This window comes from Prauserella sp. PE36, assembly GCF_003311655.1.
Classification (GTDB): domain Bacteria; phylum Actinomycetota; class Actinomycetes; order Mycobacteriales; family Pseudonocardiaceae; genus Prauserella_A; species Prauserella_A endophytica.
Genome location: NZ_QEQT01000079.1, coordinates 1 through 25279, shown reverse-complemented (window position 1 = coordinate 25279; position 25279 = coordinate 1). Strand labels below are relative to the sequence as shown.

Here is a 25279-nt window from a genome sequence, read left to right as displayed (position 1 = left end):
CCAACGCGGCGCTCGCCGTGAGGACCAGGGCGATCATCCGGCCTCACCCCTGGTGGCGGGGATCGCGGCGAGACCAGGTATCGGGGTCGTGGTCTCGCCGCGACATGACAGCAGAGCAGGGCGCCCCTCGGCGGTTGGGGGAAGACCGCCGTTGTTCTGCTCCGCCGTGCTCGCCATGCCGGTTGCCGTGACGGGGCCAGGTGCACCTGGCGCGGGTGTGGTCGCCACCTCGGTGGCTTGCATGACGGCGGAGCGGAACTGGGCGGTGGCGGCGCGGTCGAGGACCGCGACCTCCCCTGGGGGAGCCATGACCACGACCTCCGAGCCACGCACGACAACACGCAGGGTCCGTTCGCGGCCGGCGACATCACGGCACGCGATGGACCAGGGTCCGGTGTTCATCGTGCGGCACCGCCTCGCGCGGTGTCCCTACTCCATTCCCGTCGACACACCGGCTGCACGAACAAACACGGCACAGCGAGCTGAGTCTGTGGGCATCGCGACGCACAGGGCATCGCGAATCGCTGGGAGAGCATATCTACTCCAATAGTCAGCGAGTCCCTATTTGGTTTGTTGAGTCGTTTTCATCCGGGCAAGCCGTCAAAACGGCCCACGATCGACACCCGTTGACCATTCGGTGCGCCAGCCGGGCGGTGCCCGTGGCCGGTTCCAAAACTGCTGGTGGTTGCGGCTGCGAACACCGATCAACTAAACGATCGCCACGGGGACCGGACCAGAGCGGCGGTGGGGCGGCGATGGGGCGCGGATGGAGCGCTACCCCGTCTGACCTGCCCAAACGTGGACCGAGCGGCGGCTACGTCAATCGGGTGAAGCGGGTTGACACCGTGTGTAACCAGGCTTCTCGATCGTGCGTTCCGGACACCACGACGCCCAGGAGGCACCTTTGCTCGGCCGCGTTCGGAAGCGTGGGTGGATGGTACCCACGCCATCCCACAGTCGGTGAGGCTTCTCGACGAACGCAAAAGGCAGCTCGTGCGCCTGTTTTCCGGTGACTCCGTTGATCCAGCGGCCTGTCGGACTTTCGGTATCTTGTGGCCCTAGTCTTGACCTGGCCAAACGGCGACGGGAACATCAGGGGCGGTCTAGCCGGACGGGGACGAGCATGGCAGCACGACGAGACGGCCTGGCACGGCGCCGCGCGGCGATGGGTTTCACCCAGGACTCGCTCGCCGAGCGTCTCGGGGTCGAACGATCCACGGTAGGTCGCTGGGAGCGCGGCACCGGCACACCGCAGCCATGGAACCAGCCCGACCTCGCCAAGGCCCTGGACTTGTCCCACGCCACCCTCGCCACCCTCCTCGGTCCTGATCAACTCGCCAGTCCTTCCGCTGGCCGGACGTCCGAGCTTGAGGTTGCGCACGAGGTAGCCGCTGAGTTCAACTGGCATGACTGGCATCAAGCTGGGCAGGCCAGCGTTCTTGAGCCACCCTGGTCGATCACCGGGACGATGAAGGTTCTTCACGAGGTCGCGGGAGGCACGATGGACACCGCCGGGGGTTCTTGATCATCACGGGTGCCGCGCTCGCTGGCGTGGCAGACCGATGGGGTTCAGCCCTGACCGGTGCCATTCCCCCGACCACGGGCGCGCTGCCCGAACGTCGTGACCCGCGCCTGTCCGCCACGGTCCTGGACCGGCTTGACCACCGGCTGGCCGACCTTCGCCAGCTCGATGACGAGTTCGGCGGACGCGAGCTCCACCAGCTCGCCGTCGCGGAATTCAACTGGCTGACTCGCCTCGCCGATCAAGCCGACTACGGCACCGCCGCTGGCCAGCGGCTCTTCAGCCTCGTCACCGAGGCGGCCCGCCTGTGCGGATGGCTGCACTTCGACGCTGCCCATCATGCCGCCGCCCAGTCCTACTACGTCGCGGCCCTGCGGTCCTCAGCCAGCGCGAGCGACTCCCTGACCGGCGCGCACGTCTTGGCGTGCATGAGCTTCCAGGCAACGCTCACCGGCCACCACCAAGAAGCCATCGCCCTGATCGACGCCGCCGAAGACCAGACCAAGCACACCGCCACTCCGCGACTTCGAGCGCTGCTGGCCAGCCGGAAGGCGCGGGCGTATGCGAAGGCGGGCGACGCGGCATCGTGCGGTCGCGCGCTCAACGACGCAGAGCGACGGCTCGACGCGACCACATCCTTGACCCCGGAACCCGACTGGATCTACTTCTTCGACGAGTCGGAACTCGCCGCGCAGGCCGCTGCCTGCTGGGTCGACCTCCGCCAGCCTGCCAAGGCCCGCCCACTGATCGACAACGCGCTGAGCACCATGAACCCCCAGTACGTCCGGGACCGCACGATCTACCACGTCCGCAGCGCCGAAGCGCACCTGCACGCCAACGACCTCGACCTCGCCTGCGACGACCTCCACACCGCGGCGGATCTCGCCGGCCACACCGGCTCGGTGCGCTCCATCCACACCATCCACAGCGCGCGCCGCGCGATGTCGCGCTACGACCGCGACGCTCGGGTCCAGAAACTCGACCTCCAGCTCGCCGACCTGGCCGCCTAACGAATGCACAGCTCTCACAGGGTCGCGCTCGTAACGGGCGCGAACCGGGGTATCGGCTACGCCATAGCCGGACTGCTCGCCGAACGGGGTATCCACGTGGTCGCCACCGCCCGCGACGTCGCGCAGGCGAACCGGACCGCGACCGACCTCACAGCCCGAGGGTGGGCCGCCTCCGGTGTGCATCTCGACGTGGCAAAGCCTGACACCATCACCGCAGCGGTTCAGCACACCCTCGACCAGCATGGCCGGATCGACGTGCTCGTGAACAACGCCGGGATCAGCGACGGCGATCAGCAGCCGTCGCAGATCGACCTCGAGCTGGTCTCCCGCGTCTGGCAGGTGAACGTACTCGGTGCCTGGCAATGCGCCGAGGCCGTGATTCCCGCGATGCGAGCCGCCGGGTACGGCCGGATCGTCAACCTGTCCAGCACGCTCGGCTCCCTGCATCACATGACCCGGCCCACCGAACCCGCTTACCGCGTCTCGAAGGCCGCCCTCAACGCCGTGACACGAGTCCTCGCCGCGGAGCTCGCCGGCACCGGGGTACTGGTCAATTCAGCCTCGCCCGGTTGGGTCCGCACCGACCTCGGTGGCCCGAACGCTCCACGCAGCGTCGAGCAGGGTGCCGACACGCCTGTCTGGCTCGCCACGCTGCCCGACGACGGCCCCACCGGGGGGTTCTTCTACGACCGCGAGCCCCTCGAATGGTGAGACCGCCGCCAAGTAGTCATGGACGTCGACTCCTACCCCAACCCTTGAGCACCCGTCCGGCTACGGTCCGCTACGATGAACTCGATCAGCGAGGCGCCCCTTACGGCCGCAAGGTCGTGGGAAGGCGATCCCAGGTCAGCTGGGATCGAACCGTCCCGATGCTGGTACGTACCTGTGCGTGCCGGTCCATGTCATGACTGTTTGGCGTGGCACCACACAGGGGGAGACCACAATGATCATTGTTCGAGAGGTTCCGAGCGGCTTGCAGCTCCTGGTCGTCGGTGTGGCCGTGCTGCACCCTGACCCCGCACGGCGCCGTGCCGCGCTGCGGGTGCTGGACCGTGTCCAGCGGCGACGCTAGGCGCCAGGTGTCCCGCCCTTGCGGGCGGGACACCGCCTGCCCGCCATTCACGACCGAGTTGGCGGCGCTGCTCGAGATACGGGACGACCGACTCGCCCCACTGGAACTCGGTCCGGTCGCCGCCGTCCAAGACATGCTCGCCCTCCTCGTCAACCGGCATCGCGCCGACTCATCCGCTGAAAAGGCCACCTGGAAGTCGGCGAGCACGGACATGCTCGAAGCGTTGTCCTTGCTCGGCCCGACCGTGCGCGGTGCCCTGGAACCGCTGATCGACCGTGCACGCAAAGCGGTTCGTGGTCTTCCCCGAGATATTGCAAGCCGCAGGTCTGAGGCGCTCCGCGCGCTCCGCGCCCTCCAGGACGGATGGGTGGCCCCAGGCGTTGTGCAGGCCGCCTGGGATGACTTGACCGAAGCATGCAGCAACCCAGACACATCGGACACCACCGTCGCCGTGCGCCGAGACGTGTTGCACGCCTTGATCGGCTCCGCGAAACGCTCGCCAGACCGAACGCTCGACCTTGTCCGCAATGTCCTGCAGGACCGCGGGTATGCGATCCACGAGGTGCGAGCGCAACTCGGCGACACGCAGAGAGACCTGATCGATGACTCCTACTTCGGGGATGGCGGACTCTCTGACGGCGACCGGCTGGATCTGTGCCGTCGCTTCCTCGGAGCATCGCCACGACACGGACACCATGTCGTGTGGGTAGGCATCCTCGATGTGGCCCAACAAGTTCCCGTTCAGAACCAGGCGGCCATCCGCTTCTACCGCTCCTCCTTCGTCCAGATGTATCGCCGCGAAGGCTTGCTAGCCGATCTCCGAGCACCCGAGCTGAGTTCGTCGCCCGGCAGCACAGCCGACTGGGCTTTCGGAGATACCGACCTGATGTTGGCGAGAGTCGATCTCGGACAGGGTGCTTTTCCCGACGTGGTGGCCGAAGCGAGCCGTAGGTGCCGAGCAGTCCTGAACACCGTCGGTATGCGCGGCCACACTCGTCAGTGGCGACTGTCCGACGGATTCATCCACGCTATCGACGGCGTGATCGTTGGGACGGCGCAGTTCCACGCGCCGCCATCCCCACCAGTCCTCAACTGGCCGAGCAGCCCGGATCACGACTTGACGCAACGGGTGATTCAGGCCGTCGCCGAGAGCAAGCCCGAGCTCAACAACGTGCTCCAAGACCTGGAGATCTGGTATCAGGCCGCCGACCAGCCGAATCCGGCGCAGTCCATAAAGGACTATGTGGCGCTCATAGAACGACAAGCCGCACGCCTGGGACTCGGCTACTACGACTACATCAAGAAACACCTGGCCGAGACCTGGGTGTACCAACGCGCAGTTACCACTCTCCGCAGCGTGATGCCTCAGGCATCACGCATTCGCTTGTCTCCTGGATGCTGCAGCCGTCATCGACGTGAACCACTCATGTCCGAGATCATCGTCGAGCTCGGCCGCTTGGCAAAGGATCACACCACGTCACCGGTTCTTGGCCGCCAGCTGCGCTCACTGACTCGCGAGTTCACCACCCCAGAGTCCACAGTGAACTGGGGAATGCGCCAACGCGCCACGTTCGACCAGGCGGTCCTCCGGATGAAACGGGTCAGGGATATCGCGACGCACGCTGGGTCCAGCACCCACGAGACCGCGGTCACCCTGCTCGACTTGGCCCATTACCTCTCCGGAACAGCGATCGGACTCAGCCTGCAGGGACTCACCGACGCTCGCGGTGTGAAAGCTGCTCACGCCCAGCACGCGCAACGCGCTACACAGTGGCAGGACTCGCTGAGGTCGGCTTCAACGATTCGCGACGTCTCTTGGTAAGACACATACACGGAGGTAGGACATGACCGCCGAACCACTCCCGGTTCCCTTGACCTGCGCTGCGCCCGGCGTTCGAGGAACATGGCAGGTCGAACTTCGCGCGGGATGCAGTCCGCAAAACGCGGTCGTGGAGGAGGTGCGCCCGTTGATCGTTCGCCTCGAAGCACTGGGCTGCATCGCCGCTACGCCACCATGGCCCGCGGAAGTCACCTCAGGGCTTCATCTGCCGCGACGTGTCAGAGCCGCAATTCGCCGGATCGAACGTGTGGATGAGTCGGGCGCACAGATCGCTTTGGTGTCCAGGCCAGCGACCTGAGGAGATCTGTGCGCCCGGAGCCGCCGCCGACACAGCAGCGGCTGGATCACGTCGACGAGTCCGCTTCGCGCCCGTCCCGCACACTGCAGGCGTAGTCCAGTGGACCGAGGGATTATGCCGAGTAGTCGACGACCGCCCAGTGCTGCGGCGACGTCACGTCGGTACCACCGTGATCGTGACCAATGCCCCGAGCAACAGGAACGGCCCCATCGGTACCAGCGAGCCCCGCGGTCTTCGTCGGGTCGCCCAAAGCAGCAGCCACACCAGGGCGGCTGCGAACCAGCCGAGGACGGTGGCCGTAACGAGCGCCGACCAGCTCAGCCAGCCGAGCGCCAGGCCGAGCAGGCCGCCCAGTTTCACGTCGCCAGCCCCCAGCCCGCCTCCGGACACCAGCGCGAGCACGAGGTAGAGCCCAGCGATGACCGCCATGCCGGCCAGCGCGCGCAGAAAGTCCGGTCCTCTGGAGTGCAGGATCGCCGAGGTCGCGAGCAGTACGCCGACGAGGGCAACGCCCGAGTAGACGAGCACGCTGGGTAGTCGGTGCTCTAGGACATCGATCACGCCGAGTGCTACACCGATTGCGGCGAGCACACTGTACGGCAGCAAGTCGAACTGATGACCGAAGCGCCAGGCGAGGGCGCCGAACATGAGGGCAGTCAGGAGCGTGGCGGTGAGCCGCATCGCGAGGGCTGCGGTCGGAGCTGTCGTGAGCAGGCATTGGAAGCCGAATGCCAGGGCGGCGCCAACGAGGATTCCCGCCCCCGCCCACGCCGTGATGAACGCGGCGGACATCAACCGACACCGACGCTTTTAACGTTCTGTAGTCGATTTGACACTGCCCACCCCCGGAAAGTGCTGGTCGCGCCTCCAGTGTCACGCAGGCAACCTCAGACAGTGATGCCTATCGCCCAAAAGAGTGAAGATCTATAGAAAATGCCTTCCCGACTTCAAAGTCAGTCGCCTACACACTTTGCAGTCGGTGGGGGTAGGTGGTGTAGACGTGGTGTGTATCACGAAAACGATAGACGATCTTCACTGATGCCTGGGGGGTGGGGTGTGGTAGCCCGCAAGGTCTTGATCGTTAGTGGGCGCCGAGCCAGGGCGGTGCTCGGCCTGGGAGCCACGTTGGTGATCCTTGCCGCGTGTAGTTCCGGCACGACCAACTCATCGTCCGGCACGACCCAGTCGACCGGGCAGGCGCCAGCGACTTCGGCTCCGCCGACGACGGCATTGTCTGTTGTGGACAAAGCCAAGCAGGACGCCCTCGCGTCGTACCGAGGTATGTGGCAGGACTTCGTCGCCGCTGGGACCACATCGGACTGGCAGTCGCCGAAGCTGGGGCGGTACGCGACCGGAATCGCGCTGACGAACATGTCACGGGCCTTGTACGCGGATCACTACAACGGCCTGGTGACCAAGGGCGAACCCACTTACGAGCCTTCGGTGTCCTCTGTCGAGCCTTCTGACAACCCGAACAAGATCGTGATCACGGACTGCTCCGACGATTCGCGCTGGTTGAAGTACAAGGCCGACACCGGACAGCTCGCCAACGACACTCCGGGCGGTCGGCACCTCATCAACGCCATCGTCCAGAAGCAGGCGGACGGGTCATGGAAGGTCTCGGAGTACGGCGTCCACGAGGCGGGGACATGCTGAAACTACGACGCGTTTCAATCGTGACAGGACTGGTGGTCGTCGGCGGCATATGCGGTGTGGCTCCGGCGCTCGCCGACGGCGGCTACGGCAGCACCACATGCGACCAGACGCCGGCCCCGGTCTGCGACCTGGGCGCGGGCAAAGGCGGCGACAACAGCAAGCCGGGGAACCCAGGCAACGGCAACAAACCCGGACGTCCGGGCACCGGCAACCCAGGCAAGGACAACAGCAACCCCGGAGACACGATCATCGGTGGGAACTCGAACCTGGCCAAGTGTTCCTACGTGAAGAGCGACTACCAGCCGCCGTCCGGCGGTGTGGTCACAGCCGCCTTCACCAAGCCACTGAACACCGGCGGCGCGACCGCGCAATCCGCTGTCTTCACCCGTCCGGCAGCGGGTGGTGTGGTCCGGGCGCAAGCCGCCCAACCAGCGCAGGGCCAACAAGGTTCTTGGTACGTATGGCAATGCTCGACCGCAGGCGTCACCGACGGGCTCTACCGGCCCCCGGTGTGGATCGCGGACGGACAGCAACCCGGAGCGGCGCAGTTGCCCTCGCCAGCCGAGCTGGCGCAGATGGCGCGCAAGCAGTTGCGGCTGCCCACGCCGACGATCGCGGCGAACCCTGTCGGCGATCAGCTGGTGAACTTGCCGACGTGGATGTGGCTGTCGAGCGGCTGGGGGCCGGTATCGGCGACGGCCTCGGTGCCAGGCGTATCGGTGACTGCCACCGCGACGCCGACATCGGTGACGTGGTCCATGGGAGACGGCAGCACGGTGACGTGTACCGGGGCGGGCACGCCGTTCCGAGCCGGGACTGACCCGAAGGCGCCGTCACCCGCCGCCCCCGCACGCCGCGCCCGACGCCACCACCCGCGACGACACCGCCCGCCGCGACGACGACTCCGGCCGTGACCGGTCCGGTTACGCGTCCGAACGGGCAGCTCTACCACCCGCGCACGCTGTCCGGACTGCCCGACGTGACCGCGCTGCGCAAGTTGCGCGACGCCGGGGTGGCCGCCCTGATGTACGGACCACCCGGAACCGGGAAGACCTCGGTCGTCGAGGCCGCTTTCGGTGACCTGGTCACGGTTCAGGGCGACGGCGACACCACGGTCGCCGACATCGTGGGCGAGTACACCCAGACCCCGGACGGGAAGTTCGTGTTCGTGCACGGTCCGCTGGTCCGCGCGATGCGCGAAGGCCGGACCCTGTTCATCGACGACGCCACGCTCATACCGCCGACCGTGCTCGCCGTGGTCTACCCCGCGATGGACGGCCGCCGCCAGATCATGATCAAGGCCAACGGCGGCGAGGTCATCGACGCCGCGCCCGGTTTCTACGTGGTGGCCGGACACAACCCCGGCGTGCACGGCGCGGTTCTGTCGGACGCGTTGGCGTCGCGGTTTTCCGTGCAGATCCAGGTGTCCACCGATTACGACCTCGCCACGCAACTCAAGATCGACACCCGCGCCGTGTCCGTGGCGCGCAACCTGTCCACCCGACAGGCGGGCGGCGAGATCCGGTGGGCACCACAACTCCGGGAACTGCTGGCATTCCAAAAGATCGCCGACGTGTTGGGCACCGCCGCCGCCGCCGGGAACCTGATCGGCACCGCCCCGGAAGAGGACCGCGACATCGTGGCCACCGCCGTCAAGATCGCTTTCGGTAAAACCGTTGCCCCGCTGGCACTCGGTGCCCGTATCTGACCAACCGCCACCCGCCCGAACCGTCCGGAAAGGACACACCGCGATGACCGCGCACATGATCGCCGACCCCGCCGCCACCGCGTCGGCCGTGTTCCCCGCCGCCCCCGGATGGGACGCGCTGTCCGCCGCACTGACCGCCGAAGTCCCCGCGATCGCCGACCGCGACGACCTGCTGGTCACCATCGCGCCCGGTGCCGGACAGGGTGCCCCGGCGTGTTTCCTGCCCGCCACCGCCATGATCGAAGTCGACGGTACGCACCTGCACCCGGTCGACCCCGCCACCGCCAAACCGCACCGGATCAGCGACCGGAAACGCTACGCCCCCACTTGGGGCGCGCTGACCCACGAATGCGCGCACAGCAAACACACCCGGTGGCTCGCCGACGTGCCCAAGGACGCCGACCCCGGCGCGGTGGACGCCGCCCTGCTGCTGGAAGAGCCACGGATCGAACGGGCACAGATCCACCGCCGCCCCGACGACCGCCACTGGTTGCGCGCGTGCGTGAAAACCATCGTCACGGGCGGCATGAAACTCAACGACCCCGCCTTCGCCCCGAAAATGACCCCGCGCGACGCCGCCCACACCGCCGCCCTGTTCCTGGGACGCACCGACGGCGGCATCCTCACCCGCGCCGAAACCGCCCCCGTCGCGCGCGCCGTGGAAGACGTGCTCGGCGCGGAGAAACTCGGGAAGCTGCGGGCGGTGTGGCGGCAGGCGTTCCGCACCGCCGACGACGACACCGCCGCCATGATCGAACTCGGCCGCCAGTGGTGCGAGATCATCGGACCCGACCCCGACACCACACCTCCGCACCTCACCGACCCATCCGCCACCCCGGCCCCGTCCGGCACCCCGTCGCCGTCCCCGCTGGCCGACGCGATCGGCAAGGCACTGGGCAAGGTGGCGCGCGCGGTGGCGCGCGCGAAGCTGCCCGAGGACCCCGCCGAGATCGCCGACCGCAAGAAGGCCACCGCCGACGCCGCCGCGAAGAAGGCCGACGACGCCGCCCGCACCGTGTTCACGGTTGGTGGTCCCCGTGACGGGCGCACCGACACGACCGGTACCCGCCCGCCGACCACGGGCGAACGCACCGCCGCGCGGGTGCTCGGGCGCGCGCTGACCACCGCCGGGGTCCGTGACCGGGTGGCGACCAAGACGACCTCGCCGATTCCGCCCGGACGCCTTCGGATGCGCGGTGCGCTGGCACGCGAGGCGCAACTCGCCGCCGGGGCGATGCCGACCGCCGAACCGTTCACCCGCACCACCCGCACAACGGTTCCGACCCCGCCGCTACGGCTGGGCATCGCATGCGACGTGTCCGGGTCCATGGGCAGCTTCGCGAAACCGGTCGCCTCGACCGCGTGGATTCTGGCCAACGCCGCCGCCCAGAGTCCGGTGCCCGCCGACACCGCCACCGTGATCTTCGGCCACCACGTCCGCCCGATCACCCGCCCCGGCAAGACGCCCGCCGCCGTGACCGACTTCGCCACCCGCGACAACTGGGAAGCCGTCGACACCGCGATCGACGCCCTCGACGGCGCGCTCGGACTGTCCCGCCCCGGTGCCGCGCGGTTGCTGGTCATCGTGTCCGACGGCAAATTCCGCGACGGACCCCGCCGCAACGGGCAGCAACTCCTCGACCGGTTGCGCGCCACCGGATGCGCCGTGTTGTGGATCGCCCCGGACGTTCCGGGGCGCAAACCGATGACCGGGGCGACCGTGCACGTGATGACCGACCCCACCACCGCCGCGCAGGCCATTGGCCGCGCTGCCACCGCCGCCCTGCGCGCCACCCACTGACCCAACCCACACCCACACCAACACACCGAGAGGTGATCACGTTGTACGACAACACCATCGCGACGGTCGGTGAACTGGTCGCCGCGCTCGAACGCTACGACCCGACCACCCCGGTACGACTCGCCACGCAACCCGGCTACCCGCTAGAGAACCTCCTCGCGCGGATCGCGTGCACCCCGGACGACGCCGAGTACGAAGGCCCCACGCGCACCGACCCGCCCGTGGTGTGGCTCGGCGCGGGCGAACAGGTCGGGTACCTGCCCGCACTCGCCGCCAATGCCCTGGGGTGGTCGTGATGACCACCACCGCGCCCGGACTCACCGCCGCACTGGCCGAGCGTGCCGTACACGCCGCACACGCCCACCGCGCAGCCGACCCCGACGGATTCCACCACCGCCACGACGACCCCGACCAGTGGAACCGGTGGACACGCCGCGCCCGTGTCGCCCGCACCATCGCCGCCGCCCTGCAGGTCGGCGTGGATGGCGTGCTCGTCACCGACGACCCACACCGCCAGTACCGCACCCGCACCGGACCGGTTCCCGGTGACCTGATCACCATCACCGACCCGGTGACCGGGCGCGCGTGGCGGTTCATCCCGGACTTCACCACCCCTGGTGACGGGTGGCTGCTCCTCGACCGCTGCCCCGGCTGTGACGCCGAGGTCCCTGTTCACCCGCGTCGCCACGTTGGGCGATCTCGGCGAGTACCTCGACCCCGACGGCGACAGCCCGATCGCCGACGAGGCCCGCGACGAGTCGATCCACCAGCCCGGCTGCGCCTTCGGCTTACCCGCCCTGGGCGGCTAGCGGCCCCCGAGCCGACCCGCCTCGCACGTCCGGAACCCCGCAATCCACACACCGAAGGAGGTCACGTCGTGACCAGCAACGCCCACGGCACCACCACGCCGACTAACCACGCCCGTAACGCGCTTCCGGCCGAGTCGGTGCTGTTCGCCCCGGCATCGACTCCCGCCGTGCCGTTGCGTCCGCCCGTCGGGGCGTGGGGGCTGGTTGTGGTGGCGGTACGGACCACCGACGCCGCCGGAGCCCCTGTGCGGCTCACCGGGGACGCGCCCGCTCCCGACCCCGCTCTCACCGACACCGCCGCCCTGCTGGCGGGGGTGTGGCTGCCCGCACCACCGCCCGCCGCCCTGCACACCGGGACGTCGTAGTGCGCCTCCACGCGCCCGCCGATGACGATCCGGCTGTGGCTGACGTCGAGGTCGTAGCGGCCACCCAGGGCGAGTGGTCCACGGTGCGCACGTGGCAGGCGGTTGGCGCGCGCTGGCCGCACGAGGTGGCGATGTCGGTGCTCGTGCACATGCGCTACCTCGCCGACGTCGCCTTCAAGGACGCCCAGTGGGCCACGCTGGCCGGGCCGATCGCCGCCGCCTTGCCCCCAGGACTGCTTCCTGCCGGACTCGCCGGCGAGTCCGCGGCCTCGCCGGCGCCTCGCGCACCGGATGCCCTCGCCGAGCTGATCGAGGCCGGACTGGTCGAGGTGGGCGAGCAGCTGGTGTGGAACGGGCACACCGCCACCGTCCGGGAGGGCGGTGTCCTGCACGACGGCGGACCGCACGAGTTCGCCGTCTCCACCGTCACCGCGCTCGCGAGCAGCCTCGCGGGCTACACGGTCAACGGCTGGCACCTCTGGCGACGTGCCCGCGACGACCGCCCACTGTCCGACCTGCGTACCGCACTCGCCACCCGCTGAACCCCCGCAACCCAACCCACCCGACGGAGACCGCCATGACCACCACCGAACACGATCAGGACGCCGGAGCCACCTCGACCCGCTACCACTACACTCGCGTCGTCGAGATCGCTGGGCGCACCGTCCGAGCCCGTGTCGAGCGCGGCGTCTATCTGAACGACAGCGGTGCCGTCGCCGAGGTGCTCACCGATCAGGCGAAGTGGAGCAGCCTCGCCGCCGACACGCTCAACAACTGGTGGCACGACACACCGCCGCCAAGTCCGGATGTCCACGCCGCCGCCGTGCTCGGTCCGCTGGCCGAGCGGCTGCTGCACCGGGCCGCCGAGATCCTCGCCGCACCGCCGCCCACGGTGACCTTGTCGCCCCACGTCTACCGCGCGGTGAGCGCGTTGCTGGCCACCAGCAGCGGCTTCAACGCCGAATGCCGCATCGACCCGGACGACATCGCGTGGGCGGCCAACCACGGCGGAGCGCTGCACATCTTCGAGCACCCCGACGGCGGCGTCTCCTTCACCAAAGCCCACCGCGACGAATGCCCTTTCGTGGCAAGCAAAGGCGCTCAGGACTGCGACGACGAATGCTACTTCGACCTTCCGCACCGGGCATAGAAAACCCGCAACCCACAGGAGATCACCCATGACACCCTACGAAGTTCCCGAAACCGTCATCCGCCGCTTCACTGAGAACGGCTGCGAGGTGACCGCGATCGTCGCCGACCCCGCCGACGCGCAACAAACCTTGTACGGCACCGTCACCCGCGACGGGGCACTCGTCGGCAGCTACTACTGCGCCGACCGCGTCCGCCAGTCCGACTGGCACATCGTCACCGCGCTCGGCCTTCCACTCACCCTCGACGGCCAACCCGTCAACCCGGTCTCCGAAGGTGCCGCCGTACTCGTGCTGACCACCATCCTCACCGCCCGCGACAGCTACGAGGTCGAACAACGGCTCCGCGACGCGACCCACTCACCACGGCCGTGATCACGTGACCACCACCGCCGACTTCTACGACGAGCGCGGACCCCGCGCCGTCTGGCTCGGCTCACTCCAAGGCGACGCCGACCCCGCCACCGTGCGCTCCGTCGCCTGTGGACGGCTGCTGCTGGACGCGACCGACCCGCTCACCTACGCCGACGCCGTGGCCGACCTGCTCGACGTGTGGGCCGACGAGGGCCACGGGCACGGCTACCACCCGAACGGCGGCTGGCCGTGGTTGTGGCCGGACAGCCGCGACACGGACTGGGTGTTCACGTTCGCCCACGGTCGGGTGTGGATCACGACCGGATACGCGTGGCTACGTGTCCAACAGCGAGTGTCGCAGTAAGACCAAACAACGACCTCATCCCTACAGCACAACAGGAGTTCACGATGTCGGAAGCCGTTTCAACCGAAACACCCATCGCGCGCCAGACCATGTCCGCCGCCGAGCACTGCGCCGCCGCCGAGGACGAGTTCGCCAACGCGCAGCGCCTCTACACCTCCGACCCGGACGAGTACCGCCGGGCGATGGACTCCGCATCGATGCACCTGCGGATCGCCGAGGTGATGACTCAAGGATCCTCGCTGGTTACCGAGATCGCGATTGCCGAGACGAACCCGGCGTGGAAGTCGATCCGGATGAACGCGGCACATGAGGCCAAAGCGTGGAACGAACTTCTCGGACGAGTCCGACGATGAACCCGACGAATGCAGGGGGCGCGATGAACGACAACAACGAAGACGCTCAGGACAAACAGTTCCGCGTGCTGGACTTCGAGCCGAACTGTCCGGACTGCGCCGTGGCCGTCGGCGAGCCACACGAATACGACGAGTACGACGGCGGGTGTGACGTCGCACGCTGCCTGGTGACCGGGCTGCAGCGGCTGATGTGCGACCTCGACCACGACTGCGGGCGAGATGTCTGGACCGGGTGGTGGCCCGGTCAGCTCGACTGCGAGCAACTCGGCTGGATGATCGGCCCTGGGCTTCCCGACCTCAACCGCCTCTACACCCAGGCGACCTGGGATCCCGCACAGTGCGCCTGGGTGAAGCCCGGCTGACCTCGGCCGCGCCAATCGCCCGGAGATATCAACACATGACCCGTGATCACGCAGACTTCTACGTCGGCACCGGACCGACTGCCCGCTGGCTGGGCTCGCTGGCCGACGTCGGCGGCCCGGTCGAACTGGCCCGGCTCGGCGCGGCGGGCGACGCCGACACGGCCGAGGTGCTCGCCGCCGCCGACCGGGACCTGTACAAGGCGGCTGTTGCCGCGCTGCTGACTCGCCAGCGGGCCGCCGAGGTCGGGTTCGTCGCCGTGCCCGGCCCGGCTGGGGAGATGGGCTGGCCGTGGCTGGCCACCACCAGCAGCGGCTGGTACGCCTACACATTCGCCGACGGGCAGGTGCGGGTGTCCGCCCACGGCGGTCCGTGGTTCCGGCCCGAACCGCGCCGCCCCGACGGCGGAGCCGGGGTCGCATCCGGTCCGGACGCCGTTCTGCCCGTCTTCGGCGACACCACGCCGAAGACTGCGACTTTCACCTGGACCGGCTTCCGGGGCCTGCCGATCCCGATCAGAGCCACTTTGCCGCCGGTGCCGCCGGCCTACCTCGCGCATCGCGGCGAGGTCGCCCTCGCCGTGACCGGCGCCGCGGAGTACGTGCTGGGCCGGCGTTGGCCTCTGGCCGACCTCGCCGCCCCGGCGATCCGCGAGATCCTGCACGGACTGCTGCGGCCCGGCCCCGCTCGTGGCCTGCACGTGCTGCCTGCCGATGCGTCGTTCGCGCATGAACGCGTGGTGACCGCGCTGCGGTTCGTGCTCGACGCCGACCGCTACGCCGAGGGCAACAACCCTGACCATGCCCGCGAGCTGCTGGAGGCCGCCGCCGACGTCGCCGCACAGGCCGTCACCGCGCACCGCACCCACCAACCACACCCGTGGCCACCACGCTGACCACCCCGAACGACAAGGTTCCGATCATGGGATTCACCGGCTCGCTCATCCTCGCCCGCACCCCAGACTCGCTGCTCGACACGGACCTGCTGGCCCAGCACGGGGCGGAGCTCATCGGCCGCCACGACGACCACTGGCAGCTCGCCGCCGTGATAGGCGACTTTCCGGACATACCCGGCTTGGCCGCCGGGTTGGTCGAAGTCACCGCCGCGCCCGTGCTGATCGCGGTTGTTGACGACAGCGACACCGCGCTGCTGCTGGCCGATAGCCCCGGCGGGCACCGATGGATCACGGTGCTAAACGCCCCGGCTGACAGCGCTGGACGGGCTGCGGTCGCCGACACCAGGGCGATGACCGCGATCGCTGAGGCCGCTGTCGTCTGGGCCGCTGAAGCCGGACACACCGTCGCCACCGATGCCGTCCTGACGGCGTTGTGCGAGGCCGACCGCGACAACCGGGCCGCCGACCAAGCGTTCAGCGACGCCCTAGACGCAGGCGATTTCGCGGCAACGCACGAGGTTGTGCGCAACCAGATCTCGTTCATCGAGGTCTACGTACTGCGGGTGCTGGCCGCGCTCGGGGTTGTCGTGTCGGTCAAGGACACCGGTTCCTGGTGGGCGCATCTCGCCAACCAGGCACACGCGCCATCCCCCAACGGAAGCCCGTTGGAACACAACCACATTCGCCATATCGTCGGAGCGCTAGTTCGTCGGCGCGGGGGCAGCCTCCTGCTCCGCTGGGGCGAGCGCGAACCGCCTCGGCTTGTCCTGCGTCTTCGCCGCCACGCCGTCCTCGACCAGCTTGTCCAGCGCGTTGCTCACCGCGCCCGACGACTTCCCGCCCAACGCGTTCGCGATCGCGGTGGGACCGAACTCCTCGCCGGGGTGGTCGCGCAGGTAGTCCTCGACCATCCCCCGCAACCCACCGGGTGCCAACCGTGCCTTCTTCGCGCCCGTAGCGTCTGCGCCATCCTCGGTCGGCTTGTCGCCGTCGGTCGCCGCGCCGTCGGCGGCGGGCTCGCTCACCTCGGCGACGACAGGCTCGGCGTCCACGAGGTCGGCCGCTTCGGGCTCGACCGGGTCCTGCGCGTCATCGGCTGCGGTTTCTGTCTGCTCGAAGGGGTCCTCCTCGGTGACCGTGGCGTCGTCGGCGTCGGGCACGTCCGGGGCGACCGGTTCGACCTGCGTGGTGTCCGTCGTGTCGGCGTCGTCCGCCGCAGGGGTGTCCACCACGGTCGGGTCAGTCTGGGTGGTGTCGACTTCGGTGATCGCCCACAGGTCAGCGGCGCGCCGACCGCCCTCGGCGATCCCGGCGGTGCGGGTGACGCTGCCGTCGGCAGCCCACTTGACGAGGATCTTCTGCGCGGTCGACTTCCCGATCTTCGCCGCTGTGGACAGGTCGGCGGCGGTGCTGTTCGGGGCGGCGTGCAACGCCTCCCACAGCTTGTCTTCGGTGTCCGTGCGGACCTTCGCGGCGACGGTCTGCTCGGGAACCGACCGCAGCGTCGGAGCGGATCCGGTCGCGCTGGCGGTGGTGCGGGTTTTGCGGGTGCGGGTCTTGCTGGACATGACATCCCTCGATTCGCGTTCGTGATCGGTGATGGGTGGTCATGCCCCGGCCGGAGCGGGTGTGGCCCCCGGTGCGCTGCCGGTGTGTTCGGGCTACACGACTATGGACGCTTCCTTCGGCCCATGAAGTCAAGCGGGTTCGGCAAACAAGACGTCTGTCTCGTGTAGACGGTGGCCAGACCCTGGGAATCGTTGCGCCACACGGGTCCACTTCACGCCCATTGCACACGTGCCCGTTGACAACCACACGATCACGAAGCGTCCATACACGTCGGCCACCCGGCCCATCACACCGGAAACCGAAGGGGTGTATAGACAATGACGACCGACCACGACATTCACGAACCGCCCGACCTGGCCGCCGACGCGGCCGTGGACGCGCCGCGACTGGACCCCCAGCCCGATGACACCACCGCGACCGCCGGGGCGTCACAGCCGCACGACGAGGCGGCGATGCGGGCGTGGGAGGGGTTGCCGCCGGACACGATGATCCTCGCCCCGGCGTTCGCTCCGCCGCCGATGCGATGCCCCGACGATGTGTGGGCGATGCTCGTTACGGCGGTGGACATCATCGGCGACGCTGACCCCGACCGCGCGGGCGAGGTGGCGTTGTTCGCGGGCAACTGGGTAGCCGAACAACCCCCGGCCGATAGCTTGTACGACGGCGACCTCGTGGTGCGCCTGACCCGCCCGGCCGACCCGACGTACCCGCTGCCCCGCGACCACGCCACCGATGTCGAGATGCTGCTGGCGTACCAGGGACGTTGGCAGCGGGTCGGCCAGTGGCGCGGACTCGACGACGGCTGGCCGAATCTCGTTGCGCCGACCGCCGCCGCCGTGATGGGGCTGCACGGCGACGCCACCGAGGCCGCCATCTGGTCGGAGACCCCGCCGCCGTCGACCTCGCCGCCGCTGATCAAGTGGGCGCGCGGTGGCATCGCCGAACTGCTGGACGCCGGACTGGTCACGGCGGGCGAGGAACTGGTCTGGAACCGCCGCAACCTCGGAGTCCGGCACACCGCACGCATCCGGGTCGACGGAACCCTCATCCTCGCCGATGGTCGCGTCTTCGCCAACCCGTGCGGTGCGACCACCGCGCTGGGTGGCAACCACCAGAACGGCTGGACCGCGTTTCGGCGGGCATCCGACGGGCGCACATTGGGCGACCTGCGAACGGAACTCCGCGCACGACACGAAAAGTAGCCCCGTCCAACCTCGTGCATGGGTCCGTCGGATCCGCTGTGTTGCGGGCAACTCGCCGCCACACAGCGGATCCGGCTGGCTGGAGGAATCTTGCCATGCTCCCATTTGAGTCCACAGTGGACCGTCTTGTGTTGTGGGGCGCGCGAGCCGGCGTCGGTCTCGGCTACACCGTGGAGGCTGCGGCCGTGCGGCTGGCCGAGGACATCGCCGAGTTGCGCGACGACGGCGGGATCCCTGTGCACGTGCGCACCGTGATCACGGTGCTGCCGCAGCAGCGGGTGCTGGAGATCCGGGTCGAGGGCCTGTCGGTCGAGGCCGACCCTGATCGCACCACCATCCGCGAGGTGACCCACGCGCTCTTCGAACTGGCCAGTTACCACAACATCGTTGCGCTCGACGCCACGACGCCGCCCTTGTTCACCCAACGCATCCTGCTCGTCGACACCGAAGGCCGACCATTCTCTGCTATGATCGGTTCGGGCGTAGGCGACGTGGAACCCGTTACGCCGCAACAGAACTGGCGGGACGCGTAGCGCCAGCATAGTCGTCGCCTCGGTACCGGTAGTTGTCGATCTGCACCGGTTGGCCGAACGTCGGTGCGTTGATCATGCGCCCGCCGCCGATGTAGAGGCCGACATGGTGGATATTGTTGGGTGTGCCGTAGAAAACGAGGTCGCCCGGCAATAGTGGCTGTCCGGCTGGGACGCGGGGGCCAGCGTTGAACTGGGTCTGGGCGGTGCGTGGCAGAGTCACTCCGGCGGCTGCATAGGCGGCCTTGGTCAAACCCGAGCAGTCGAAGCCTGCGTGCCCGCCGTCGGGTCCGTTACCACCCCAGACGTAAGGAAGTCCTCTCTGCCCGCAGGCATAGTTGATCGCGGCCACCGCGACCGCGCTGGTGGCCTGGATGGCGTTGCAGTCGCCTGTGCCGACAGAGGCAGCGGCGTCGGCATATTGCTTGGCCTGGGCGAGTACTTGGTTCACATACCAGTCGGCATGGTTGTAGGCGAAGATCGCCGCCCGCAGATCGCCCCGCCGCACGCCATTATCGCAGAGTAGGAACGCGGCGGCGTAGATGGCGTCATGCGGGTTGTAACGTGACGGTGGGCTGGCACCGCCGGGTGGGATCTGGTGGCGGGCAAGCACTCCGGCGAAGGTGGCGGACTTGAACTGCATCGGCCCGCCCGCCCCGTAACCATTTTCGCCACTGTGGACGCCAGGCAGCGGCGAGCGGCCGTGATCACCTTCGATCTTGCCGATGGCGGCGAGAATCGACCAGTCCAGCCCTGGACACACCCCGGCCGCCGCGCGGTACAGCGCGAGGTAGTCGGCGGGGATGTCGGCCAGCGCGGTCGCGCTGGGCTGGCTGTCTCCACTACCGAACAGGGCTGAGATCGCGGCTGACACTCCGTTCCCGATCAACGTCGGGATGAAAAGAATCACGCCGATCACAATGGCGCCGACTTTCAGAATCATCGGGTACTCACCGCCTGCCTGTGCTCGGCCCGCGTGAGATGGCGGCTGGCGGCATCGGCGCGGGCGCCGGGGCCATCAGTGCCAGCGTCGAGTCCGGCCCAAGAGCCGACTCACTGCCCGTGCTGGTGCTGGGTGGCGCGACGTGCGGCCAGGCGTCGAGCAACCGGTGCAACTCGCGCCGGGTGCTCACCGCGCTCCCGGTGGTGGTGTCCAGGGGCAGCCAGACCTCGTCGGCGGGGCTGGGGTGCGCGGCCTCGGGGTTGAGCAGCTCGGCCGCGGCGGTGGCGACCGGGACAGAGCGCGGGTCGTCGAGCTCGCGCCAGGCCCGCGCCAGCAGCCGGCGAGCAGTGGCCTCGCGTCGCGAGGTCGGCAGCCACACCAGCAGTGGAGTGGTGATCCCGGTGGCCTCGGCGAGCGCGGCGTAGCCGGCCAGTTTTCCGGCGAGTTTGGCCAGGACCTCGGTGCCGAAGTCGTACTCGAGGAAGAACTCGATCTCCCCACCGGCGCTGGCCCACCGGCCGTAGGCGTCGGGCTTGATCAGGTCCCCGAAGTGCCGCGCGCAGCGTGCTTCCGACCACCACGCGCCGAGCGTGCTGTGCTCGTCGGCGTCGCTGTGGCGAGCGCGGTCGACCAGGGCGGTGAACCACTCGGCGACACCGACGGTGTGCGCGAGCCGCAGCGAGTGGGCGACCCCGAAGGCGCGGTCGTGGCGGTAGCCGAGTTCCTTGACGTCCAGGCCGTCCTCGGCGGCCAGCACCGCGGCCCCGGCGGGCGCGAGGACGTAGTGCATCGGCGCGGTGCCGACCGTGATGAACGGCTGGAACCGGTCCACCACGCCCCACTGGAACAGCTCCCGCAACCGCATCCGGCCCGAGCGGAACGACGGGAACGCGAGCGCGGTGATCTGGTGGGCGGTGAGCACGCGGTGCTCGTGCAGCATCCGGATAATCCAACGATCGCGCGGCGTCAGCCGCCACGCCAGCACCGCCTGGTGGTCGGCGTTGTTCGCTGCGCGCGGGGTGGGCCGGGTTGCCTTGTGGCCTCGAAGACTGCGCTGCCTGGTGGGATTGGTGATCATGGTCCGAACCTCCGGGAAGTAAATAGGCGGAATTGCATCTGATGCAACATTGGGCAAATTGCTGAGATCGTCGTCCTTGCTGGTCAGGCAGATGTGCGAGTTGTAGCCGAGATGGGTGAATCCACTGTGGACATGCGGTCTTAGCGCGAGCGCATCAATGTTGTGTTTGATACAACAGGGCGATGGGTTCGGAGGCACCTGGTTCAGCGCGACTTGTGTTGGCAGACAACGTCATCCACCTCGACCCGGCTCCGGCTGTTTTCGAGGCGATGTTGGAGGGCTGGCGGCGGCAGCAGTCGGCGCGTTTCCTGAAGACCTCGCTGACGATCGCGCCGAGGCTCCGGTTGATTCGCCGGCTGTGGGACTTCACCGGCTTGTATCCCTGGCAGTGGACGCCGGCGGATGGTGAGGCGTTCATCGACGACATGCGGGGCGGGGAGTCGCCCATCGTGGCGTCCACCGCGCGGACGTACGAAGTGGCGATCAGCCTGTTCCTCGAGTACTTGCTGGATTCCCGCTACGGCTGGGTGCAGGTGTGCGAGGAGCGGTTCGGTGACACGCCTCAGCAGGTGTTCCATGAGGGCAACTCCGTCCTGCACAAGCTGAACTACGAGGGAGATCCGCGTCGGCGGCCGTTGACCTACGACGAGGTGCAGGCGTTGTTCGACGCCGCGGACGCCCGGCCCGGCACCATCAGCGGCCGGGGCCGCAAGGGCGCGTTGTGCGCGGCGCGAGACGCTGCCGTGCTCAAGACCGTCTACGCGTTCGGTTTGCGCCGCCGGGAAACATCCCGCGTCGACCTGGCCGACTTGCGGCGCAACCGCAAGGCTCCGCAGTTCGGCGACTTCGGCACCGTCATGGTCCGGTACGGCAAGGCACCCAAAGGTTCCCCGCCGAAGCGGCGGACAGTGCTGCTGGTGCCGGAGATGGACTGGGTGGTCGACACGCTGGCCGACTGGGTGAGCCAGATGCGCCCGCGGTTCGCGCCGGGCAGCCATCCGGCGTTGTGGGTGACCGAGCGGGTCGGCCGGCTGTCGCCGCGGTCGATCAACGAGGCGTTCGTCGCGGCTCGCGATGATGCCGGGCTCGATCCGAGTCTGGACTTGCACTGCCTGCGGCATTCCTACATCACGCACCTGACGGAGTTCGGCTATCCGGCTCGGTTCGTGCAGGAGCAAGTCGGCCACGCTTTCGGGTCGACTACGGCGATCTACATGGGTGTGTCCAATGAGTACCGGAACAAGCTGCTGGAGGCGGCGTTGAAGGGCCGGCTCGGCGAGGATTGGGAGTGACGGCGTGATCAAGAAGATGGGATACCAGTGGCGGTTGCGGCACTTGATGGCCGACCGCGACATGTTCCAGACCTCGGATCTGGTGCCGTTGCTTGCCGAGCGGGGTGTTGTGCTGTCTCGCGAGCAGGTGTTTCGGTTGGTGACCCAGCCGCCGCAGCGGTTGAGCATGGACACCCTGGTGGCGTTGTGCGACATCCTGGGCTGCGCACCGAACGACCTGATCAAGCCGGAGGTGGTCAACCAGCAGCTCCGCAAGGCAGCCGACGGTGTTGCTGGATCGACCGCCGATCCGGCGCCGACGCCTCGTCGTTCGATCCTGCGTCGGCCCGACCAGCGTCGCCCTGAAAAGAAGTGACCACTGTGGACACTTCGTCGCCTGCGCCAGCGGTACGGCGTCGTCGGGTGCGTAACCGTGATGGTGACCAGCAGCGGCTGGCTCGAATTGCCGCCCGCGAGGGTGCCCGAGCCCGGCTGCTCGAGTCCGTGCAGGCCATCACCGAGCCTGTCGTGACCGCACTGTCAAGGGCCAGTTCGTTCTCCCCGCTGGCGGCCAGGAGTTCTCCCCACTGGTGGCCAGATAGATCTCCCCGACGGCGGCCAGATAAGTCCCCGCCCTCGGTCGTGCGTGCTCAGTTCAAGGCGGTGACTCCCTTGCCGGAGGTGGCCTGCGCGAGCCGGTAGCTGTCACCGTCGGTGACGACGATGTGGGCGTGGTGCAGGAGCCGGTCGACCGTTGCGGTGGCCAGGGTCTTGGGCATGATCTCGTCGAACCCGGACGGGTGGAGGTTGCTCGACACCGCGAGCGAGCGACGTTCGTAGGCGGCGTCGACCAGCCGATAGAACCCCTCCGCGGCGTCCGGGGAGACCGGCAGCAGCCCGATGTCGTCGACGATGATCAGGTCGGTGCGGATCAACCGGGCCAGTGCCCGGGTGATCGAGTCGTCGGCGCGGTGGCGGCGGACCAGGGCGCCGAGGTCTTCGATGGTGAACCAGGCCACCGTCATCCCGGCCTCGACCGCGGCCTGGCCGAGCGCTTCGCAGAAGTGGGATTTCCCGGTCCCGGACGGCCCGCAGATGCACACGTTCTCCCGCCGACCCACCCATTCCAGGGTGGTCAGGGCGTCCTGGGTGGGCCGAGGGATGCAGGACGCGCCCGCGTCCCAGTCGCCCAGGGTCTTCCCGGCGGGGAACCCGGCCCGTTGGCGCCGGGTGCGCAGGTTCGTGGCGTCGCGGCCGGCGGCTTCCTCGGCGAGCAGGACCCGGACGAGCTCGGCGTGGTCCCAGCGCTGCGCCCGCGCGGTCGGCACGAGCTCGACGAGGTGGCGGCGGATGTGGGGCAGCTTGAGCCGCCGGGTCAGCGCGACGGCCTCCGCGAGCGGATCCCCGGCCGAAGCCGGCACCGATCCGGTGACCGCGCTCATGACGGCTCTCCTGCCGGGTCGAGCTCTGCCGGGTCGGGATGGGGGTCGGGATCAGGTGGCGCGGCGATGCCGAAGCCGGACCAGGCCGAGGTGCCGGGTTGCAGGCTGTGCGTCTCACTCGCGCGGACCGTGGGCTTGTTGATGTCGCGCCCGGCCTGGTGGGCGAGGATGCGCAGTACGTCGTTCTCGGCGAACCGTCCTGCGACCGCGGCCGTGCCGAGGGCGCGGTCGACCTCGCCGGGCGGGTGCAGCTTGGCCAGCGCGACGGCCTCGGCCATCTTGCGTCGGACCCCTCGCGCGCCAGACCCGGCGGCCTCGACCAGCCAGGACGTCGCGCCCGGGCCGAGGGCGAGGAACTCGGTCTCCGCGGCGCTGCCCGCCCGCGGCACCCGTTCCCCGGCGGCGTTCGCCGCCGCGGTGGGCGGCGGGTAGTGCTCGGGCTGGATCGATGGCGTCCCGGGTGTCGAGCGGGCGTGGCGGGCAACCTCGCCCGGGCCGTGCTCGCCGACGGCGGTGATGACCAGGTCGTCGCCGTGGAACCGGACCCAGACCCGGGTGTCGACCAGCTGGTGGGGCACCGAGTAGCGCACCCCTTCGACCGAGACGGTGGCGTCCCAGTTCACCCGCCGCGTCGTCCCGAACGCAACCGTGAACGCGACTGTCGGCAGCGGATGCAGCCTCGTGCGTTCCTCGGCCAGGGCATCAACCGGCGGCCGGCGGGTCTCCCGGTGCGCCCGGGCGTTGACCTGCTCGCAGAACTCCCGACACGCGCTCTCCAGCTGGGAGAACGTGCGGTACTCCTCCAGCAGGTTCGCCGAGGTCGGGACGATGTCGGCCTTCGCGATCCGCACCGTGGCCTCCGAGCCGCCCTTGGACTGCGGGTCCGCTGGCACGCAGGTGCGGATCGTCATCCCGTAATGCCGTCCGACCGCGACGATCTCCGGGTGCCGCACCGCGATCCCGGCGACATGGTCGACCGAGACGGTGCGCTCGTTGTCGGTCAGCGCGTAGGTCGGGACCCCGCCCATGCGGCGCAGGGTGGTGTCCATGCAGGCCACGATCGTCGGCAGGGTCCGGTCCCAGACCGCGAGCACGATCCGGAACCGTGACCACGCCAGCCACGCGCACCACAACGACGTGCGGCGCCCGTTCACCCGAGGGCCCTCGGCCCAGTCCCACTGCAGCCACAGCCCGGGCTCGACTACCCACGGCCGGAACACCCGGCGCTGCCCGGCCCGCAATCGGGCCTTGACCTCCGCGACCGTGCGCCGGGTGGTGCGCTCCCCGCCGGTGAAGCCCATCGCGACCAGCCGCTCGTGGACCACGTCGGCGCGGACCCGGCCGTCCGAGCGCACCACCAGCTCCTCGATCTTGTCCTGGTACTCGTCGATCGGCCGCACCCGGTGCTCCCGGGCGACCGGCGGCTGACCCGCCTCGCGCAGCGCCACATAGCGGGCGACGGTGTGGTGATCACAGCCCGCCAACTCGCCGGCGGCGCGGTAACTCCCCGTGAGGTCGAACGCCTCCAGGATCTCCATGATCTCCTCGTCTCGCTTCACCGGCAGACCCTCGCCGCCGGCATCGGATGCTTGATCACCGGGGAGATATCTGGCCGCCAGCGGGGAGAACGCTGGCCGTCACCGGGGCGGTAAATGGCCGCCTACGGGGAGTTTGGACTGGCCGCTGTCA

At 68.9% G+C, this 25279-nt stretch carries 30 protein-coding genes; 23 read left to right on the top strand and 7 right to left on the bottom strand.

Going from position 1 to position 25279, the window contains the following annotated elements; all coding sequences use genetic code 11:
* Positions 1-33: 33 nt before the first annotated feature.
* Positions 34-402, bottom strand: a complete 369-nt coding sequence (locus DI005_RS21225) for a hypothetical protein (RefSeq protein WP_113643279.1) — start codon at positions 400-402, stop codon at positions 34-36.
* 721 nt (positions 403-1123) lie between these two features.
* Here DI005_RS21225 and DI005_RS21220 point away from each other — a divergent pair.
* The 5 genes from DI005_RS21220 (at position 1124) to DI005_RS21205 (ending at position 5426) form a co-directional block, all read left to right on the top strand.
* Positions 1124-1525 (top strand): helix-turn-helix domain-containing protein, encoded by a 402-nt coding sequence (locus DI005_RS21220; protein ID WP_113643278.1) that lies wholly within the window; start codon positions 1124-1126, stop codon positions 1523-1525.
* A gap of 26 nt (positions 1526-1551) precedes the next feature.
* Positions 1552-2532, top strand: a complete 981-nt coding sequence (locus DI005_RS21215; RefSeq protein WP_147263891.1) for a hypothetical protein — start codon at positions 1552-1554, stop codon at positions 2530-2532.
* A 3-nt stretch (positions 2533-2535) separates the two neighbouring features.
* Complete coding sequence (locus DI005_RS21210) at positions 2536-3243, top strand: SDR family oxidoreductase (protein ID WP_113643276.1); 708 nt, start codon at positions 2536-2538, stop codon at positions 3241-3243.
* Between the two features lie 232 nt (positions 3244-3475).
* Positions 3476-3604 (top strand): hypothetical protein, encoded by a 129-nt coding sequence (locus DI005_RS39495; RefSeq protein WP_255565733.1) that lies wholly within the window; start codon positions 3476-3478, stop codon positions 3602-3604.
* 58 nt (positions 3605-3662) lie between these two features.
* Entirely contained in the window at positions 3663-5426 is a 1764-nt protein-coding gene (locus tag DI005_RS21205; protein ID WP_147263890.1) for a hypothetical protein, read from the top strand.
* A gap of 469 nt (positions 5427-5895) precedes the next feature.
* On the opposite strand, the gene DI005_RS21200 is transcribed toward DI005_RS21205, so the two are convergent.
* A complete protein-coding gene (locus DI005_RS21200) occupies positions 5896-6534 on the bottom strand; it encodes an A24 family peptidase (RefSeq protein ID WP_113643274.1) in 639 nt (212 codons plus the stop codon).
* A gap of 336 nt (positions 6535-6870) precedes the next feature.
* Between DI005_RS21200 and DI005_RS21195 the strand changes: the two genes are divergently transcribed.
* The 14 genes from DI005_RS21195 (at position 6871) to DI005_RS21135 (ending at position 15555) form a co-directional block, all read left to right on the top strand.
* Positions 6871-7398 carry a hypothetical protein gene (locus DI005_RS21195; RefSeq protein WP_233520245.1) on the top strand — a complete coding sequence of 176 codons (528 nt, stop codon included), beginning with the start codon at positions 6871-6873 and terminating at the stop codon, positions 7396-7398.
* Complete coding sequence (locus tag DI005_RS21190) at positions 7392-8312, top strand: hypothetical protein (protein ID WP_233520230.1); 921 nt, start codon at positions 7392-7394, stop codon at positions 8310-8312. The genes DI005_RS21195 and DI005_RS21190 overlap by 7 nt, the downstream gene beginning before the upstream one ends.
* Positions 8309-9106 carry an AAA family ATPase gene (locus DI005_RS21185; protein ID WP_369973605.1) on the top strand — a complete coding sequence of 266 codons (798 nt, stop codon included), beginning with the start codon at positions 8309-8311 and terminating at the stop codon, positions 9104-9106. The genes DI005_RS21190 and DI005_RS21185 overlap by 4 nt, the downstream gene beginning before the upstream one ends.
* 43 nt (positions 9107-9149) lie before the next feature.
* Complete coding sequence (locus tag DI005_RS21180; protein WP_113643273.1) at positions 9150-10907, top strand: vWA domain-containing protein; 1758 nt, start codon at positions 9150-9152, stop codon at positions 10905-10907.
* Between the two features lie 32 nt (positions 10908-10939).
* Positions 10940-11203, top strand: a complete 264-nt coding sequence (locus DI005_RS21175; RefSeq protein ID WP_233520229.1) for a hypothetical protein — start codon at positions 10940-10942, stop codon at positions 11201-11203.
* Positions 11204-11560: 357 nt separating this feature from the next.
* Positions 11561-11716 (top strand): hypothetical protein, encoded by a 156-nt coding sequence (locus DI005_RS39080; RefSeq protein ID WP_233520228.1) that lies wholly within the window; start codon positions 11561-11563, stop codon positions 11714-11716.
* Positions 11717-11784: 68 nt separating this feature from the next.
* Positions 11785-12081: a hypothetical protein gene (locus tag DI005_RS39075; RefSeq protein ID WP_233520227.1), complete on the top strand. Its 297-nt coding sequence runs from the start codon at positions 11785-11787 to the stop codon at positions 12079-12081.
* Between the two features lie 35 nt (positions 12082-12116).
* On the top strand, positions 12117-12623 hold the full coding sequence (locus DI005_RS39070) for a hypothetical protein (RefSeq protein WP_233520226.1): 507 nt from the start codon (positions 12117-12119) through the stop codon (positions 12621-12623).
* 35 nt (positions 12624-12658) lie between these two features.
* Positions 12659-13231, top strand: coding sequence for a hypothetical protein (locus DI005_RS21160; RefSeq protein ID WP_113643272.1), 573 nt, complete (start codon positions 12659-12661; stop codon positions 13229-13231).
* Positions 13232-13259: 28 nt separating this feature from the next.
* The gene (locus DI005_RS21155; protein WP_113643271.1) at positions 13260-13604 is read left to right on the top strand and encodes a hypothetical protein; all 345 of its coding nucleotides are present in this window, start codon (positions 13260-13262) and stop codon (positions 13602-13604) included.
* Positions 13605-13608: 4 nt separating this feature from the next.
* A complete protein-coding gene (locus tag DI005_RS21150; protein WP_113643270.1) occupies positions 13609-13947 on the top strand; it encodes a hypothetical protein in 339 nt (112 codons plus the stop codon).
* A 44-nt stretch (positions 13948-13991) separates the two neighbouring features.
* Complete coding sequence (locus DI005_RS21145) at positions 13992-14300, top strand: hypothetical protein (protein ID WP_113643269.1); 309 nt, start codon at positions 13992-13994, stop codon at positions 14298-14300.
* Between the two features lie 23 nt (positions 14301-14323).
* Complete coding sequence (locus tag DI005_RS21140; RefSeq protein WP_113643268.1) at positions 14324-14662, top strand: hypothetical protein; 339 nt, start codon at positions 14324-14326, stop codon at positions 14660-14662.
* A gap of 35 nt (positions 14663-14697) precedes the next feature.
* Positions 14698-15555 carry a hypothetical protein gene (locus tag DI005_RS21135; protein WP_113643267.1) on the top strand — a complete coding sequence of 286 codons (858 nt, stop codon included), beginning with the start codon at positions 14698-14700 and terminating at the stop codon, positions 15553-15555.
* Positions 15556-16256: 701 nt separating this feature from the next.
* Here the strand turns inward: DI005_RS21135 and DI005_RS21125 are convergent.
* Positions 16257-17123 carry a MarR family transcriptional regulator gene (locus DI005_RS21125; protein WP_113643266.1) on the bottom strand — a complete coding sequence of 289 codons (867 nt, stop codon included), beginning with the start codon at positions 17121-17123 and terminating at the stop codon, positions 16257-16259.
* Positions 17124-17441: 318 nt separating this feature from the next.
* Between DI005_RS21125 and DI005_RS21120 the strand changes: the two genes are divergently transcribed.
* Positions 17442-18326: a hypothetical protein gene (locus DI005_RS21120; protein ID WP_113643265.1), complete on the top strand. Its 885-nt coding sequence runs from the start codon at positions 17442-17444 to the stop codon at positions 18324-18326.
* A gap of 185 nt (positions 18327-18511) precedes the next feature.
* Positions 18512-18859: a hypothetical protein gene (locus DI005_RS21115; RefSeq protein ID WP_233520225.1), complete on the top strand. Its 348-nt coding sequence runs from the start codon at positions 18512-18514 to the stop codon at positions 18857-18859.
* On the opposite strand, the gene DI005_RS21110 is transcribed toward DI005_RS21115, so the two are convergent.
* Both DI005_RS21110 and DI005_RS21105 read right to left on the bottom strand, forming a co-directional pair.
* The gene (locus DI005_RS21110) at positions 18828-19799 is read right to left on the bottom strand and encodes a bifunctional lysozyme/C40 family peptidase (RefSeq protein ID WP_113643263.1); all 972 of its coding nucleotides are present in this window, start codon (positions 19797-19799) and stop codon (positions 18828-18830) included. The genes DI005_RS21115 and DI005_RS21110 overlap by 32 nt on opposite strands.
* A gap of 7 nt (positions 19800-19806) precedes the next feature.
* On the bottom strand, positions 19807-20877 hold the full coding sequence (locus DI005_RS21105; RefSeq protein ID WP_113643262.1) for a replication-relaxation family protein: 1071 nt from the start codon (positions 20875-20877) through the stop codon (positions 19807-19809).
* Between the two features lie 218 nt (positions 20878-21095).
* On the opposite strand from DI005_RS21105, the gene DI005_RS21100 reads away from it, so the two are divergent.
* Positions 21096-22169: a tyrosine-type recombinase/integrase gene (locus DI005_RS21100; protein WP_199543071.1), complete on the top strand. Its 1074-nt coding sequence runs from the start codon at positions 21096-21098 to the stop codon at positions 22167-22169.
* Positions 22170-22173: 4 nt separating this feature from the next.
* Positions 22174-22524 (top strand): helix-turn-helix transcriptional regulator, encoded by a 351-nt coding sequence (locus DI005_RS21095; RefSeq protein WP_090015163.1) that lies wholly within the window; start codon positions 22174-22176, stop codon positions 22522-22524.
* A 274-nt stretch (positions 22525-22798) separates the two neighbouring features.
* Here the strand turns inward: DI005_RS21095 and istB are convergent, their stop codons facing one another.
* Both istB and istA read right to left on the bottom strand, forming a co-directional pair.
* On the bottom strand, positions 22799-23590 hold the full coding sequence (gene istB / locus DI005_RS21090; protein ID WP_113642932.1) for an IS21-like element helper ATPase IstB: 792 nt from the start codon (positions 23588-23590) through the stop codon (positions 22799-22801).
* Positions 23587-25149 (bottom strand): IS21 family transposase, encoded by a 1563-nt coding sequence (gene istA, locus DI005_RS21085; protein WP_113642933.1) that lies wholly within the window; start codon positions 25147-25149, stop codon positions 23587-23589. Before istA ends, istB begins: the two co-directional genes overlap by 4 nt.
* Positions 25150-25279: the final 130 nt, after the last annotated feature.